General features: G+C 48.0%; 14 protein-coding genes. 13 read left to right on the forward strand and 1 reads right to left on the reverse strand.

Going from position 1 to position 17,448, the window contains the following annotated elements; all coding sequences use genetic code 11:
• Together spo0A and BBI11_RS07745 are read left to right on the forward strand one after the other, a co-directional pair.
• Positions 1–759 carry a sporulation transcription factor Spo0A gene (spo0A, locus tag BBI11_RS07740; RefSeq protein ID WP_068462080.1) on the forward strand — a complete coding sequence of 253 codons (759 nt, stop codon included), beginning with the start codon at positions 1–3 and terminating at the stop codon, positions 757–759.
• A 190-nt stretch (positions 760–949) separates the two neighbouring features.
• Positions 950–1,708: a glycerophosphodiester phosphodiesterase gene (locus BBI11_RS07745; RefSeq protein ID WP_068462083.1), complete on the forward strand. Its 759-nt coding sequence runs from the start codon at positions 950–952 to the stop codon at positions 1,706–1,708.
• A gap of 40 nt (positions 1,709–1,748) precedes the next feature.
• Here the strand turns inward: BBI11_RS07745 and BBI11_RS07750 are convergent, their stop codons facing one another.
• Complete coding sequence (locus BBI11_RS07750; protein WP_068462085.1) at positions 1,749–1,985, reverse strand: DUF2627 domain-containing protein; 237 nt, start codon at positions 1,983–1,985, stop codon at positions 1,749–1,751.
• 128 nt (positions 1,986–2,113) lie between these two features.
• Here BBI11_RS07750 and BBI11_RS07755 point away from each other — a divergent pair, with 128 nt between their 5' ends.
• The 11 genes from BBI11_RS07755 (at position 2,114) to meaB (ending at position 17,433) form a co-directional block, all read left to right on the forward strand.
• On the forward strand, positions 2,114–4,156 hold the full coding sequence (locus BBI11_RS07755) for a sigma-54 interaction domain-containing protein (RefSeq protein WP_068462086.1): 2,043 nt from the start codon (positions 2,114–2,116) through the stop codon (positions 4,154–4,156).
• 122 nt (positions 4,157–4,278) lie between these two features.
• Positions 4,279–5,196, forward strand: a complete 918-nt coding sequence (yqiS, locus tag BBI11_RS07760) for a phosphate butyryltransferase (RefSeq protein ID WP_257785573.1) — start codon at positions 4,279–4,281, stop codon at positions 5,194–5,196.
• 89 nt (positions 5,197–5,285) lie between these two features.
• Positions 5,286–6,386, forward strand: coding sequence for a Leu/Phe/Val dehydrogenase (locus tag BBI11_RS07765; RefSeq protein WP_068462091.1), 1,101 nt, complete (start codon positions 5,286–5,288; stop codon positions 6,384–6,386).
• Between the two features lie 27 nt (positions 6,387–6,413).
• Positions 6,414–7,499: a butyrate kinase gene (gene buk, locus BBI11_RS07770; protein WP_068462093.1), complete on the forward strand. Its 1,086-nt coding sequence runs from the start codon at positions 6,414–6,416 to the stop codon at positions 7,497–7,499.
• Between the two features lie 23 nt (positions 7,500–7,522).
• Positions 7,523–8,950, forward strand: coding sequence for a dihydrolipoyl dehydrogenase (gene lpdA / locus BBI11_RS07775; RefSeq protein WP_068462095.1), 1,428 nt, complete (start codon positions 7,523–7,525; stop codon positions 8,948–8,950).
• Between the two features lie 13 nt (positions 8,951–8,963).
• A complete protein-coding gene (locus BBI11_RS07780; protein WP_068462097.1) occupies positions 8,964–9,968 on the forward strand; it encodes a thiamine pyrophosphate-dependent dehydrogenase E1 component subunit alpha in 1,005 nt (334 codons plus the stop codon).
• A complete protein-coding gene (locus BBI11_RS07785) occupies positions 9,968–10,951 on the forward strand; it encodes an alpha-ketoacid dehydrogenase subunit beta (RefSeq protein ID WP_068462099.1) in 984 nt (327 codons plus the stop codon). Before BBI11_RS07780 ends, BBI11_RS07785 begins: the two co-directional genes overlap by 1 nt.
• A gap of 127 nt (positions 10,952–11,078) precedes the next feature.
• The gene (locus BBI11_RS07790; RefSeq protein ID WP_068462101.1) at positions 11,079–12,425 is read left to right on the forward strand and encodes a dihydrolipoamide acetyltransferase family protein; all 1,347 of its coding nucleotides are present in this window, start codon (positions 11,079–11,081) and stop codon (positions 12,423–12,425) included.
• A gap of 98 nt (positions 12,426–12,523) precedes the next feature.
• Complete coding sequence (locus tag BBI11_RS07795) at positions 12,524–14,218, forward strand: methylmalonyl-CoA mutase family protein (protein WP_083389032.1); 1,695 nt, start codon at positions 12,524–12,526, stop codon at positions 14,216–14,218.
• On the forward strand, positions 14,219–16,366 hold the full coding sequence (gene scpA, locus BBI11_RS07800) for a methylmalonyl-CoA mutase (RefSeq protein ID WP_068462103.1): 2,148 nt from the start codon (positions 14,219–14,221) through the stop codon (positions 16,364–16,366).
• Positions 16,366–17,433, forward strand: coding sequence for a methylmalonyl Co-A mutase-associated GTPase MeaB (gene meaB, locus BBI11_RS07805; protein ID WP_068462104.1), 1,068 nt, complete (start codon positions 16,366–16,368; stop codon positions 17,431–17,433). Before scpA ends, meaB begins: the two co-directional genes overlap by 1 nt.
• The last annotated feature ends 15 nt before the right edge of the window (positions 17,434–17,448 follow it).

A 17,448-nucleotide genomic window follows, 5' to 3' on the forward strand; every position in this document is an offset into this window, starting at 1 on the left:
ATGGAGAAAATAAAAATCGCCATTGCCGATGACAACCGAGAGCTTGTTGAATTGATGACTGAATTTCTCGATTCACAGCCGAATATGGAAGTGGTGGGCGTGGCTCATGACGGCAGGGAATGTATCGGTATTCTGGAACAGACCGAGGCAGATATTTTGCTGCTCGATATCATCATGCCTTATTTAGATGGCATTGCGGTACTCGATGTGCTGCGTTCGAATGAGCGACTGAGCAAAATCCATGTGATCATGCTGTCCGCATTTGGCCAGGAGTCAATCATGAGCCAGGCGGCGGATTACGGGGCTTCTTATTTCATCATGAAACCATTTGAGACGGAGCGATTGGTCGTCCAGATCAATCACATCATGAAAAATGGGGACCAAGTCGCAAGAAATGGCTTGGTAACAAAGGATGAGCTGATCACGTCGCGTTTAAAAGACATCGGTGTGCCGCCGCATCTTAAAGGCTATATGTATTTAAAAGCGGCGGTGTCGATTGTGGTAGATGAACCTTCTGCGCTCGGAAAAGTGACGAAAGAGCTGTATCCGAAAATTGCGTTGAAATTCGATACGACACCAGCACGCGTCGAAAGGTCGATCCGCCACGCCATCGAGCAAGTATGGGTGCGCAGCGAGTCCGTGGCCCATATTGCAAGTGTCTTTGGCTATAGCGAAGCTCACCTTCAAGCAAAACCAGCCAACTCTGAGTTCATCGCTATGATTGTCGACAGCCTTGGTATGAATGACAATAAAAAATGAACGGCCGGTGCCTCATAAAGGCATCGGTTTTTTTTGCGCGATAGCGCATCAGTAATAAATGTACTAAACTACATAAGGTTATATAAAAAATGAAAAACCGCCCACAACAAACGCAACACTTGCAGTGAGTTGATGACGTGATAAAATGGTTGATTAAAGCTAAGTCCTATCGAATAAAGGGGAGAAAGCTATGTCAGAAATCGAAATTTATGCGCATCGCGGAGCCTCAGGTCATGCACTTGAAAATACATGGAAAGCATTTCAATTAGCGCATCAACTGCAAGTGGGAATTGAGTTGGACATCCAGATGACGCGAGATGGAATTGCGATTGTCTATCACGATGATCAATTGAACCGATTAGCCGGGATGCGGTCGGATGTCTATGCGATGGCGTACGAATCGATAAGAATGCTATCGATCCGGAAACGTTTCCGCCGTTTTGGGCGACATTCAATTCCGCTGGCTTATGAAGTCATTCATTGGGCGAAACAAAAAAATATCTCACTGAATATAGAATTAAAGTCATCCGTCGCGAAGCACCCCGATGGTCCCGAAATCGTTTCGGCCTTGCTCGAAGGCGCAAAAAATGTTCATTTATCATCATTTGACGCCGAGCTTCTGGAAAAGATGAAACGTTTGCAGCCTCACGTAGAAGTGGCTTGGATTTTAAAGCGTGCCGTTCAATGGAGTGAACTGGAGAAATATAAGGGGTTTGACAGTTTCCATTTCCACAAGAGATACCATAAAGCTAAATGGCTGGAGCCAATTGCGAAGATGGGTAAGACAGTGCGTCTTTATGGCATCGTAGGCAATGAACGTATCTTGCATGATCTTCACCCTGCGGTCAAAGGGATTATTACAGATTATCCAGCGCGCGTGAAAGCTCTATGGAGTCAACAACAGTCAAAACCGCAACATACTAGACAAAAAACCAGCCAGGAGCAATAGCTCCCGGCTGGTTTTTGTTTGTTTACATTAATATGCTCGTTTATCGCTTTTGAAACCGTTCAGACACATTGCCTTTTTTGCGGTCGCGATTCAACAAAAAGCCAGCGAAAAAACCGATGCCAATTACTGTGAAGAGCGTACCGAGCGTAAACTGCATCCAGAGGGCTGGATACGGTTCGAGCAATTTATTAAAAAGGGTATCCCTCATCAATTTAATGCCGTAAGCGGCCATGATGCCAGGGATGAGCAAAATGATAAATGCAATCAATCGTCCCATCTATTCCACATCCTTCATGTACCATTGTTTCCAATCTGCTTAAAGTTGTCAAGAATTGTCCCCTGCGGTAGGCTAGAAACATATGTGCAGTCTATTGCATGAATTGGCACAGAAAGGTTTGAAGTGAATTGCAAAAAGTGATTATTATAGGCGGAGGAAACGGCGGGTCGTCGATTCTAAAATTGCTCGTTGAGTCTGGTTGGTTTCACGTTGAAGGGGTTGCGGATATCGATGCTGCGGCACCAGCATTAGTCGAGGCGGAAAAATTTAATATTTTCACCGGATCCGATTATCGCGAATTGCCCAAAGCAGTTGATATCGTCTTCAATGTAACAGGTGATGATGAGCTAACGCAGCGTTTGCGTCGCTATTATCCACCACGGACGGTCATCATTCCGGGAAGTGTCGCCAATATCTTTGTGCGCTTAATGGATGAGAAAGAACATTATATCAACCGACTTAGTACCGAGAGTCATAAAGGCTCAATTATTTTCAATTCAATCGACGAAGGTATGGTTGGCATTGACCTCGACAACCACATCCATTTCATCAATCGCAGCGCTGCCCGCATGCTTTCTGTAAAGCAAGACGAAGCCATCGGGCGCCATATTCATGAGCTGATATCGATGAGCGAATTGCCAAGGATTCTCGAGACGGGGAGGACGGAATTAAACCGTGAACTCGAGCTGAAGGACGGCTCGAAAATCGTCACGAGCCGTTTTCCGATGATCGATGAGACCGGCGAATTGATCGGCGCCTTTGCGGTGTTCAAAGACATTACGGAAGTGGTTTCGCTCGCAGAAGAAATTACTGACTTAAAAGAGATTCAAACGATGCTGCAGGCGATCATCCAGTCGAGCGATGATGCTATTTCAGTGGTGGATGAAAAAGGCAACGGCTTGCTTGTCAATCCGGCTTATACAAGAATTACGGGCCTTGAGATGGAACAAGTAATTGGCCGCCCGGCATCTGCGGATATTTCAGAAGGCGAAAGCATGCACTTGAAAGCCTTGCAAACCCGGAAGCCTGTACGCGGTGTCAATTTAAAAGTTGGCCCGGCAAGGCGCGAAGTTATTGTTAATGTGGCGCCTATTATCGTCGATAACCAATTAAAAGGCAGTGTCGGGGTAATTCACGATACGACAGAGATCCGTTCGCTCATGAAAGAGTTGGACCGGGCAAGAAGCATTATCCGGACGCTTGAATCGAAATATACCTTTGATGACATTATCGGGCTGTCGTCTGAAATGCAATTATCGCTGCAACAGGCGAAACTGGCCGCACAGACGCTCGTCACGGTGTTATTGCGCGGCGAGTCGGGAACGGGCAAGGAATTATTTGCTCATGCCATTCATAGTGCCAGTGAGCGCCAGTTCAATAAATTCGTGCGTGTCAATTGCGCGGCGGTATCGAGTGAGCAGCTCGATGCTGAGTTGTTCGGCTATGAGGAAGGGGCGACGCTCGAAAATAGGACGGGAGCAAAGCGTGGCCTGCTTGAAGAAGCGAATAACGGCAGCATTTTCCTAGATGAAATCGGCGAGTTGTCCCCGCAGATCCAGAGCAAATTGCTGCGGGTGTTACAAGAGCATGAAACGATGCGAATTGGCGGAACCAAACCCATTCCTGTCAATGTCCGTGTCATCGCCTCTACCAATGCCAATATGGAAAAAGCACTGTTAGACGGCGCTTTTCGCGAAGATCTATATTACCGGTTGAACCGCATGCCGATCTTAATTCCCCCACTGCGCAGCAGGAAACAGGACATTCCGCGTATAATTGACCGCTTGTTATTGAAGCTCAATCAAGAATATGGCCGCAATGTGGAGAGTGTTTCGGAGAAAGCGGTGCAATTTTTGAAAATGTACGATTGGCCCGGCAATGTGAGGGAATTAGAAAATATTTTAAGCCGTTCAATGATTTTTATGCAGATGAACGATAAAGTCATGACAGAAGACCATATTCCGTTAAACATGCTGAAAGCGAAAGAAGCCAAAAACGAAGTGGTCATTCCAGCATCGGCCCCTTTGCAAGAACAATTGGAAACGGTCGAACGCGGCATTTTGCATCGCGCATTAGAAGAAGCCAAAGGCAATAAATCGAAAACGGCCAAACAACTCCAAATTTCTTTGCGTACTTTATACTATAAGTTGGAAAAATTCGGACTATTATAGGGTTTTGCAACTCTTTGCAAGGTTTTGCAAGAATTTGCAAAGAGAACTGCTGTATTTTGCAAATAAAACGCTTACATCCCTTATATCTCAAGTTTTCTTCTGTTTTAATTAAAAAGAACGAGGTGATAGATATGACTACTTTGCAGAACATCGTCGATGAAATCGACTTGCAGGATGAGCACGCTGTTGCAGTAGCAGCAGCTGCCGACCACGCGGTTATGGAAGCCATTTCATTGGCGCTGGACCAGAACCTGGCAAGCTTTCATCTCTATGATGATGAAGCAACTATTAAACAATTGATCGCAGCTGATTTTCCCCATTTAAAAGGGCATCCGAAACTCATGATCCACCATGTGAACGGGCCTCAACAAGCGGCAAAAGAAGCCGTTCGAGCAGTCTTCATGAATGACGCTAGCGTCTTGATGAAAGGGCATATCCCAACGGCAACCTTAATGAAAGCCGCGCTGAACGCAGAATACGGCCTTCGCACTGGCTCAGTGTTATCACATGTCGCTGCATTTGAAGTCGAGGGCTATGACCGGCTGATTTTCGTAACCGATGCCGGCATGAACATCGAACCGTCATTGCAAGAAAAAGCCCAGATCATCCGTAATGCCGTTCAAGTGGCGCGGGCGACTGGTGTGGAATTGCCGATTGTGGCAGCTCTTGCAGCCGTAGAAGTCGTCAATCCGAATATGCAAGCCACGCTAGATGCAGCAGCACTGACCGCCATGAACAAGCGTGGACAGATTACGGATTGCATCGTTGATGGGCCACTCGCTTTAGACAACGCTATCTCTGTTGAAGCGGCTAAGCATAAGCGCATTGAAGGTGATACAGCGGGACACGCAAATATTTTGCTGGTACCGAATATCGAAGCCGGCAATATCCTTTATAAATCATTAGTCTATTTTTCCAAAGCCAAAGTCGGCGGGATCATCGCTGGTGCTAAAGCGCCGATTGTGTTGACATCACGTGCCGACAGTGCAGAAAGTAAATTATATTCTCTCGCTTTAGCTATAAGCTCAGCGAATTCATAAAAGCGGTTTCAATTGATTTGATTAATCGGTTGCAGGCTGCCAAACCGGATCTCTGGATCTAATCCAAACACTACTAGGAGGAATTTACGATGGAAATTTTCAAAAAAATGGAAGAACATGACTACGAGCAATTGGTATTTTGCCAAGACAAAAACTCTGGCCTAAAAGCCATCATCTGTATCCACGACACAACGCTTGGGCCAGCTCTTGGCGGCACGCGCATGTGGAACTACGAAAGTGAAGAAGAAGCAATTGAAGATGCAATTCGCCTAGGACGTGGCATGACTTACAAAAATGCTGCAGCCGGCTTGAACCTCGGTGGCGGGAAAACCGTTATTATTGGTGATCCATTAAAAGACAAAAACGAAGAAATGTTCCGTGCTTTCGGCCGTTTCATCCAAGGTTTGAACGGGCGTTACATCACAGCTGAAGATGTTGGAACGACTGTTGCTGACATGGACATGATCCATGAAGAAACAGACTTTGTGACAGGCATCTCTCCTGCATTTGGTTCTTCAGGCAACCCGTCACCTGTTACAGCTTACGGCGCATATATCGGCATGAAAGCAGCCGCAATGGAAGCTTATGGCGACGATTCGCTTGAAGGCAAAACGGTAGCTGTGCAAGGCGTCGGTAACGTTGCTTACCCGCTATGCGAATACTTGCACAAAGAAGGCGCGAAGTTGATCGTAACGGACATTAACAAAGAAGCTGTTCAACGTGCTGTCGAAGCCTTTGGTGCAACAGCTGTTGAGCCGAACGAAATTTACTCACAAGATGCGGACATCTTCGCACCGTGTGCAATGGGCGCGATCATCAACGATGACACGATTCCTCAATTGAAAGTAAAAGTAGTCGCAGGATCTGCGAATAACCAATTAAAAGAAGAACGTCACGGCGATGAGCTCGAAGCACGCGGCATCGTTTATGCACCAGACTTCGTCATCAACTCAGGCGGCGTTATCAACGTTGCGGATGAGCTTTACGGCTACAACAACGAGCGCGCGATGAAACGCGTTGAAACAATCTACGACAGCATTACACGCATCTTCGAAATCGCGAAACGCGACGGAATTCCGAGCTATATCGCAGCAGAGCGTATGGCTGAAGAGCGCATCGAACGCGTCCGTAATTCCAGAAGTCAGTTTTTGCGCAGCGGCCATGGCCACGATATTTTAAGCAGACGCTAAAACAGAAGGAAGAATGGAGGAATCGGTGTGCAAAAACAGCTGAATCGAATCCTGGTCATTAACCCCGGCTCCACATCAACAAAGATCGGCGTTTTTGACAACGATGTCCAGATCCTTGAAAAAACAATCCGCCACTCAACTGAAGAGTTGGCGGATTTCCCTGCCATTATTGACCAGTTTCAATTTCGAAAACAAAATATACTGGAAGCTTTAGATGAAGAGGGCATGAACGTCTCGAACCTCTCTGCTGTATGCGGAAGAGGCGGACTGCTTCGCCCGATTGAAGGCGGAACTTACGCTGTCAACGAAGCAATGTTAGAAGATTTGCGTGAAGGCTATTCAGGCCAGCACGCTTCCAATTTAGGGGGCATCATCGCCCACGAAATTGCTGAAGGACTCAACATTCCGGCATTTATCGTCGATCCTGTCGTGGTCGATGAATTATCGTCCATCGCGCGTGTTTCCGGCTTTTCATTGATCGAACGCAAATCGATTTTTCATGCCTTGAACCAAAAGGCAGTAGCCAAACGCTACGCGAAAGAAACAGGACGCGCTTATAAAGATTTGCGCCTTATTGTAACGCATATGGGCGGCGGCATTACGGTCGGTGTCCATGAGGGCGGCAAAGTGGTTGAAGTCAACAACGGTTTGCACGGCGACGGCCCATTCAGCCCAGAGCGTGCAGGAACAGTACCGGCCGGAGATTTGGTCGAACTGTGCTTTTCTGGCCAATATTACCGACACGAAATCATGAAAAAGTTAGTCGGGCAAGGTGGTTTAGTTGGCTATCTAGGCACAAATGATGCCGTGACGGTCGAAAAACGTATCCAAAAAGGCGATAAAGAAGCCGAACTGGTTTACGAGGCGATGGCTTATCAAGTCGCGCGCGAAATCGGCTCTGCAAGCGCGGTGTTAAAAGGGCAAGTTGATGCCATCATTTTAACTGGTGGCTTGGCGTATGGAAAAGAATTCGTCAAATCGATATCGGACCGTATTTCTTGGATTGGCGATGTTGTAGTCCATCCCGGTGAGAACGAATTGCAAGCACTTGCAGAAGGCGCAAGCCGTGTGCTTGACGGCGAAGAACAAGCTCGAATTTATCCAAACGGTTAATCATTCCAAAGGAGGAATACCCAATGGCTCAAAATTATGATGTCGTCATTCTAGGCGGCGGTACGGGCGGTTATGTAGCGGCAATCCGCTCAGCGCAGCTCGGACTTAAAACTGCGATTGTCGAAAAAGGCAAGCTGGGTGGTACATGCCTGCACCAAGGCTGTATCCCAAGTAAAGCATTGCTTCGCAGTGCAGAAGTATACGCAACGACCAAAAATCACGCTGCTGATTTTGGCGTCAATACTGGAGAGGTATCGCTCGATTTCTCGCGTGTCCAACAGCGCAAACAGGGAATCGTTGATCAGCTTCATGCCGGTGTACAAGGCTTGATGAAAAAAGGCAAAATTGATGTGTATGAAGGCATTGGCCGTATTCTTGGGCCTTCGATTTTCTCGCCAAACCCAGGCACGATTTCTGTGGAGATGAACAATGGTGAAGAAAACGAAATGCTCATCCCGAACAATGTCATCATTGCTACTGGATCTCGCCCACGCACATTGCCTGGACTTGATATCGACGGAGAAATTGTTATGAGTTCGGAAGAGGCGCTTGCGATGACTGAACTGCCGAAATCCATTTTGATTGTCGGCGGCGGCGTCATCGGAATCGAATGGGCATCGATGCTCAACGATTTCGGTGTTGAAGTGACGGTGCTCGAATACGCAGACCGCATCATTCCGACTGAAGACAAAGACATTTCCAAAGAAATGCTGAAATTATTGAAGAAAAAAGGCGTGAAGTTTGCGACAAGCGCGAAAGTATTGTCGGAAACAGTGGAAAAAGGCGAAGGCCAAGTATCCATCCAAGCTGAAATCAATGGCAGCAACGAAACCTTTACGGCTGAAAAAATGCTAGTATCTGTCGGTCGCCAAGCAAACGTGGAAAATATCGGCATCGAAAACACCGATATCTTAGTTGAAAAAGGCTTTATCCAAGTGAAAAAGACCTTCCAGACAAAAGAATCCCATATCTATGCAATCGGCGACGTCATCGGCGGCATGCAACTTGCGCACGTGGCCTCCCATGAAGGCATTACCGCGATTGAGCATATTAAAGGCAATGAGCCACATGCCATCAACTACGATCTTGTATCACGCTGCATTTACTCGAATCCAGAGGCTGCAAGTGTCGGCATCACGGAAGACCAGGCAAAAGAGCAAGGTTACGAACTGAAAATCGGAAAATTCTCCTTTAAAGCGATTGGCAAAGCGCTGGTCTACGGTGAATCAGACGGTTTTGTGAAAATCATCGCCGATAAAAACACCAATGATATTCTCGGCGTCCATATGATCGGTCCACACGTAACAGACATGATTTCAGAAGCCGGCCTTGCAATGGTTCTTGATGCAACCCCTTGGGAAATTGCAGATACCATTCACCCGCACCCGACGCTATCAGAGGTCATGGGCGAAGCAGCTCTGGCCGTAGACGGCAAAGCGATCCATAGTTAAAGGAGGAAATTCAATGGCTACGAAACACGAAGAAGTAGGTTTGACAAATGAAGATGTCCTGAACATTTACGAAACGATGTTGACGGCACGCCGCGTTGATGAACGCATGTGGCTCTTAAACCGTGCAGGTAAAATTCCATTCGTTATCTCTTGCCAAGGCCAGGAGGCTGCACAAGTCGGAGCGGCTTATGCGCTTGACAACACGAAAGACTACGTTGCGCCCTATTACCGCGACTTAGGCGTTGTCATCCATTTCGGCATGACACCGAAAGATTTGATGCTGTCAGCATTCGCCAAAGCAGAAGACCCGAACTCGGGCGGCCGCCAGATGCCTGGACATTTTGGGCAGAAGAAAAACCGTATCCTGACAGGTTCTTCACCGGTAACAACGCAGTTGCCACACGCAGTAGGTGTAGCGCTTGCCGGTAAAATGAAGAAAAAAGATTTCATTACATTCAATACACTTGGAGAAGGTTCTTCTAACCAAGGTGATTTCCACGAAGGCTTGAACTTTGCGGGTGTCCATAAATTGCCGGTCATCACGATGGTCGAAAACAACCGTTATGCCATTTCCGTTCCTTTTGAACGCCAAGTAGCGAGCAAAAACGTTTCGGACCGTGCGGCAAGCTACGGCATGCCAGGCGTAACGATTGATGGAAACGACCCAATTGAAGTTTATAAACACGTAAAAGAAGCAGCGGACCGCGCACGCAACGGCGAAGGCCCAAGCTTGATTGAAACGGTGTCAGAGCGCATGACGGCCCACTCGTCTGATGATGATCACCGTCAATACCGTTCAGCTGACGAACTTGCGGCACAAAAAGAAAAAGACCCAATCCTATTGTTCGGTGCTTATTTGAAAGAAAACGGCATCATGAACGATGATCTTGAAAAAGAAATCAATGACCGCATTATGGTGTTGGTCAATGAAGCAACGGATTATGCAGAAAATGCACCATATGCACCAGCAGAAAGTGCAATGGAGCATGTCTATGCTGAAGAAGGAGGAAACGAATAATGGCAGTTATGAGTTATATCGATGCCATCACGCTCGCCATGAAAGAAGAAATGGCACGTGACGAAAACGTTTTCGTACTCGGGGAAGATGTCGGGAAAAAAGGCGGCGTCTTCAAAGCGACACAAGGTCTTTACGATGAATTCGGCGAAGACCGCGTAGTCGATACGCCACTTGCGGAATCAGCCATTGCTGGAGTCGGAATCGGAGCGGCTATGTATGGCTTGCGTCCAGTTGCCGAGTTCCAATTCGCGGATTTCATCATGCCAGCCGTTAACCAAATCATCTCGGAAGCTTCCCGCATCCGTTATCGCTCGAACAATGACTGGTCATGCCCGATCGTCTTCCGCGCGCCATTTGGCGGCGGTGTCCACGGCGCTTTGTACCATTCACAATCAGTTGAAGCGGTATTCGCCAACCAGCCGGGACTTAAAATCGTCATCCCATCCACACCGTATGACGCAAAAGGCCTGTTAAAAGCAGCGATCCGCGATGAAGATCCTGTTATGTTCTTCGAGCACAAGCGCGCTTATCGCCTAATTAAAGGCGAAGTACCGGAAGACGATTACACAATCGAAATCGGTAAAGCTGACGTTAAACGCGAAGGAGAAGACATCACTGTCATCACATACGGCCTAGCAGTCCACTTCGCCTTGCAAGCAGCAGAACGCTTGGCAGAAGACGGTTACTCTGTCCATATTTTAGATCTTCGCACGATCTATCCATTGGACAAAGAAGGCATCATCGAAGCAGCGAAAAAGACCGGGAAAGTTCTTTTAGTCACAGAAGACAATAAAGAAGGAAGCATCATCGGAGAAGTGGCAGCGATCATCGCTGAAAACTGCCTATTCGACCTCGACGCGCCGATCAAGCGCCTCGCAGGACCGGACATCCCGGCCATGCCTTACGCACCGACCATGGAGAAATTCTTCATGATCAACCCAGACAAAGTAGAAAAAGCCATGAGAGAACTCGCGGAATTTTAAGAAGAAAAGCGGAGTTGCCCATCTAGCCCCGACAAGCGCTGGAGGTAACGCCAGCACTGGCGCTTTTTGCCCGTCCAGCAAACTCTATAACGGAACACGCATTGCAGATTGAAAAGGAGGAATCCCTTTGGCTATTGAAAAAATCACGATGCCCCAACTTGGCGAAAGTGTAACAGAAGGCACGATTGAAAAATGGCTCGTCCAGCCAGGTGACCATGTCAATAAGTACGACCCATTGGCAGAAGTCAATACCGATAAAGTAACAGCAGAAGTTCCTTCATCATTTACAGGAACGATCAAAGAATTGATCGCTTCAGAAGGCGATACTTTAGAAGTAGGTGAAGTGGTCTGTACCATTGAAACTGAAGGTGGAGATTCAGCCCCTGTAGAAGAGGCGAAACCTGCTGAAGGCGAAAAAGCCAACGAAATACCAGCTGCTGGAGCGGCGCCGACAAAAAATCTTGAAGGCCACAAAGGTTCGGCAAAACCTGCCAAGCCTCAAGGCGGCAAAGCACGTTATTCACCAGCGGTCCTGCGCCTTGCGCAAGATCACGATATCGACTTGAACCAAGTCGAGGGATCTGGAAACGAAGGGCGCATTACTCGCAAAGACCTGATGACATTGATCGATAGCGGCAATATCCCGCAAGCTGGCAGCGAGACGACACAAGCGCCTCAAACTGCACAAGCAGCGGAACCGGCACAACAAGCTGCACCGCAAGAAACACCAAAAGCGCCAGCTGCTATAGAACAATCAATCGAATCGGCACCAGGCGATATCGAAATTCCTGTTACGGGCGTGCGTAAAGCGATTGCTGCGAATATGCTCAAGAGCAAACACGAAGCGCCGCATGCGTGGATGATGATTGAAGTTGACGTAACGGACCTTGCGCAATTCCGCGATTCCATCAAAGGCGACTTTAAGAAAAAAGAAGGCTTCAACATCACGTATTTTGCATTCTTCGTGAAAGCCATCTCACAAGCTTTGAAAGAATTCCCGATGATGAATTCGATGTGGGCCGGCGACAAGATCATCCAGAAGAAAGACATCAACATCTCGATCGCTGTCGCGTCTGATAACGCATTGTTCGTTCCGGTTATCAAGAATGCTGATGAGAAATCGGCAAAAGGCATCGGCCGTGAAATCAATGAGTTGGCGCAAAAAGCGCGTACTGGCAAATTGAAATCAGCGGATATGCAGGGCGGCACGTTTACCGTCAACAACACCGGTTCATTTGGTTCGATTCAGTCAATGGGCATTATCAACCACCCACAGGCTGCGATTATCCAAGTAGAATCGATTGTTAAACGCCCGGTCATCATGGATGGTGGCATGATCGCTGCACGCGATATGGTCAATTTGTGCTTGTCGCTCGATCACCGTGTCCTGGACGGACTTGTTTGCGGTCAATTCTTGGCACGCGTCAAAGAGATTCTTGAAAAAATGAACAAAGACAATACATCCGTGTATTGATAAAAAGTTTGGAGTCTTCGGACTTCAAGCTTTTTTTTCTTTCAGTAACTTAGGCAGTCAGGTAAAATGAAGACAGAAAGCTTTGAGGAGGGAATAGTTTGACGATTGAATCGATGAAAAACATTCAGTTTCCTGAGCGTACATACGAGGAATGGAAACAAGCAGCAGATGCTGCATTGAAAGGGAAAGATTTTGAAAAGGTGATGAGAACGCGCACGATTGAAGACATCACTCTCGAACCCCTCTATACGAAAGACATGCTCGAGCGCTCCGTATCCGATGTCGAGGCACAAGCGGCTGCTGTTCAAAGCGGAAAATACGGCGACTCGTGGATTGTGGCTCAGGAAATTACAGCACATGATGCTAAAGAGTTTTTGTCTGTCACAGCAGATGATTTGTCGAGAGGCAATGAAGCGGTCGTCTATTCCGGGGCAAAACCATTCGACTGGACTGAAGCACAACTGGATCAGCTTGCAGAGTTGATTATCCGCTATCCGATTTATTTCAAAGTAACAGAAGACGAAGATCCTATTTTGGGCGTATTCAATCGCCTGACAGGTGAACAGCAAGCAAGCGTGCAAGGTGTCATTTTCACGGAAGAGCCAATTCAGGCACCTGAGAATGTCCGAACCGGCTTGATTGATACATTGCCAACGCATAATGCCGGGGGCACAATCATTCATGAACTGGGCGTGGCACTTAGCATGATGGCTGAAGCGGTAGAACAGCAGGATTTCGAATCAGCGGCCAAGAACTTTTGGGTGCGTTTTGCAGTCGACACACACTTTTTTCAAGAAATTTCAAAAATACGAGCGTTTCGCGTACTATGGCAAGCGTTCTGTTCTGCTTATGGAAAGCAAGCGCCACGCATTCCTGTATTTACGGAAACCTCGGTACGCTCATATTCCAAACTGGATCCTTACGTCAACTTGCTGCGGGCCGGCAATGCCACTTTTTCCGCCGTCCTTGCTGGAACGGATGGACACACAGTACACCCACATGATTTCCTGACCGTTCCGACTGGCTCAAGCCGGCGCATCGCACGTAATGTGCAATTAGTCATTAAAGAAGAATCCCATGTTTCACATGTCACGGATGTGGCAGCGGGCTCCTATTATATTGAAAGCCTGACGCGTGAATACGTAGATGCTGCTTGGCAATATTTCCTGGAAATCCAACAAGCAGGGGGCTATTCCGAAGTGAAGCGGACCGGCTGGCTGACAGATGACATTCAAGCGAAATGGCTCGATCGTGAACAGCAAGTGGCCAATCGAAAAACTTCGTTAATCGGCACAAATATATACGCCAATCCTCAGGAACCGGTAAAAGACGCGAAAATCGATACGGCGCATTTGGAATACATGACAGCCAAACGTTTGGCGACGCCATTCGAGACATTGCGAGCGAAAAGCCGAGAAACGACGATCAAATCAGCGGTTATCCTGTTAGAGCCGTTAAAATCCGTAAAACCGCAGGTAGATTTCGTCCAAGGTTTCCTATCCGTCGCAGGAATAGAGCCTGAACTAAGCCCGTATCTTTCTTCAGCTGATGAAGTAAATCGCTTTATCCGTTCTGAAGCGCTTGACTACGCTGTGTTATGCGGCAGCCGAGAGACGGTAGAAAAACTTATTCCCGAGATTGATTCAAAAGCGACCATCGATGTTGCGGGAAGAATCGACGCCGAAACATTGAAAACTTGGCAAACGAACGGGATCAGCGACACTTTATATGCTGGCAAACCGTTAATCGACAAATTGGAAGCTATTCTATCACTTGGAAAGGAGGCGCTGTAAATGACGACACCCGATTTTACAAAAATTGATGTCACGAAACTCGATACGGCTAAACTGGGCGAACGAAATGACAGCGCTTTTATGACCAACGAAGGCATTGCGGTGAAACCGTTTTATTCTTCAAAAGACTTGAGCAAGCAACAAACAAGCTATCCAGGGTTTGCGCCAAACGTTCGTGGTCCATACCCGACGATGTACGCATCTCGGCCATGGACCGTGCGTCAGTATGCCGGTTTTTCGACTGCTGAAGAAAGTAACGCATTCTATCGCCGGAACTTAGCCATGGGGCAAAAGGGCTTGTCTGTTGCTTTTGACCTTGCCACGCACCGCGGTTATGATTCCGATCATCCTCGTGTTGTCGGCGATGTCGGAAAAGCGGGCGTAGCCATCGATAGCGTAGAAGACATGAAAATTCTCTTTGACGGCATTCCGCTCGATCAAATGTCAGTGTCGATGACGATGAACGGGGCTGTCGTGCCGATCATGGCATTTTTCATTGTCGCTGCAGAAGAGCAAGGCGTATCGCCAGAGCAACTCGCAGGCACGATTCAAAATGATATTTTGAAAGAATATATGGTCCGGAATACGTATATTTATCCTCCGGCCATGTCGATGCAAATTATCGCAGATATCTTTAAATACACATCCTCTCATATGCCAAAGTTCAACTCGATTTCCATTTCGGGCTACCATATCCAAGAAGCGGGCGCCACAGCAGATATCGAACTTGCCTATACGCTGGCAGATGGACTGGAATACGTGCGCACAGGGCTAAAAGCAGGCATCGGCATCGACCAGTTTGCACCGCGTCTGTCATTTTTCTGGGGCATCGGCATGAACTATTTCATGGAAGTGGCTAAAATGCGTGCAGGGCGTGAAATCTGGGCGAAAATGATGAAGAGCTTCGATCCGCAAAATGCTAAATCCTTAGCGCTCCGCACGCATTCCCAAACTTCGGGCTGGAGCTTGACCGAACAGGATCCGTTTAATAACGTAACGCGTACGTTGCTAGAAGCGAACGCAGCAGCAATGGGCCATACCCAATCTTTGCATACGAATGCCTTGGATGAAGCCATTGCCCTGCCCACTGATTTCTCTGCACGTATTGCCCGCAATACGCAATTATTCCTTCAAGAAGAGACCTTGATGAACAACACAATCGATCCATGGGGCGGTTCGTATTATGTCGAAAAACTGACAGAAGAATTGATGGAAAAAGCGTGGACATTGATTGAAGAAGTCGAAGAACTCGGGGGCATGGCAAAAGCCATTGAAACGGGCTTGCCGAAAATGCGCATCGAAGAAGCGGCTGCGAAAAAGCAAGCGCAAATCGATTCGAATGAAGAAACAATCATCGGCGTCAACCGTTACCGATTGGATGAGGAAGACCCAATCGATATTTTGAACATCGATAACACAATGGTTCGCAAAAAGCAGATCGAGCGACTGGATCGGATGCGCGAAACGCGTGATCAGGAAAAAGTAGAAAAAGCACTTCTGGAGCTGACCAAAGCGGCAGAAAGCGGAGAAGACAATATTCTGGCCTGTGCGATTGAAGCAGCACGCCACCGGGCATCACTTGGTGAGATTTCGGATGCCATCGAAAAGGCTTCTGGCAGACATAAGGCGGTGATTCGTTCCGTGAGCGGTGTATACAGTTCAAACTTCTCCAACCAAGAAGAAATGCAGATCGTCAAACAAATGACTGAAGAATTCATCGACAACGAGGGCCGCCGTCCGCGCATCTTGATCGCCAAGATGGGCCAGGACGGGCACGATCGCGGCGCGAAAGTCATTTCGACTGCGTTTGCTGACCTTGGCTTTGATGTCGACATCGGCCCGTTGTTCCAAACACCGGCAGAGACGGCCCAGCAAGCAGCGGAAAACGATGTCCATGTTATCGGCGTCAGTTCGCTTGCAGCGGGTCATATGACGCTCGTCCCGGATCTTGCGGCAGAGTTGAAAAAAGTCGGACGTGAGGACATTTTAATCGTCGTTGGCGGTGTTATCCCGGCGCAGGATTATGAATTCCTGCGCAATAACGGAGCAAGCGCCATCTTTGGCCCCGGAACCGTTATTCCAGTTGCTGCCCAAAAAGTCATCGAAGAAATCTATGCGCGCCTCGGGTACGAGGAAGAGGCAGACTGATGGACCGCGAGAAGCAATCCAGACAGGTCATGTCGGGTGTTTCGGATAAGCACGATGGCATGAAGGCTTTGCCACGGAAGAAGTTCAAGAAGCCCAGTACGAGCCATTTTAATTTGGAAGAACTTGCAAGCGGTGTCGAAAGCGGATCGCGCTTGCATTTGGGAAAAGCAATCACCTTGCTAGAAAGCACCAACCCGGAGCATAAAAAACGCGGCCAGGAATTATTGAATGAACTGCTCCCGAAGACAGGCAATAGCATTCGCATCGGCATTACTGGCGTTCCGGGAGCTGGCAAGAGCACATTCATTGAAACCTTCGGGACGATGCTGACAGAACTTGGCCATCGTGTGGCGGTACTTGCAATCGACCCAAGTTCTACGCGTACCGGTGGCAGCATACTTGGCGACAAAACACGGATGGAAGAACTCGCAAGAAACCCGCAAGCGTTCATCCGTCCATCGCCAACGGCTGGCACACTTGGCGGCGTCCATAGAAAAACCCGCGAAACGATGCTATTATGCGAAGCGGCAGGATACGATATTATCTTAGTCGAAACGGTTGGTGTTGGGCAAAGTGAGACGCTTGTTCGCGGCATGGTCGATATATTCTTGCTGCTCGTCTTGACCGGAGCAGGAGATGAATTGCAAGGCATGAAAAAAGGCATTTTGGAATTGGCGGATGCCATGATCGTCCACAAAGCCGACCAGGACAATTTGTCGCTTGCGAAAAAAACCGTGAGAGAATATCAACAGATGCTTCATTTCCTCCAACCGGCAACTGAAGGCTGGACGACGCGCCCATTGGCAGTTTCTTCCATTGAAGGTACTGGCATGAAAGAGATTTGGGAAATGGTCGAGGACTTCGAACGATCAGTCAAAGAAAGTGGCTACTGGGAGACGAGGCGACAGGAGCAGACGCGTGACTGGTTCCATTCGATGATCACCGATGAATTACTTGGCCAATTTTACGGCGACCCCGAGCGTAAACAGCAGGTGAAAGACATGGAACAGCGCATCCTAGGAGACCAATTGACGGTGTCCCAAGCGGTCACTGAACTGTTCAAGTAAGCTTTTTTGCAACTG

The sequence above is a fragment of the Planococcus maritimus genome (genome assembly GCF_001687625.2).
GTDB lineage: Bacteria > Bacillota > Bacilli > Bacillales_A > Planococcaceae > Planococcus > Planococcus maritimus.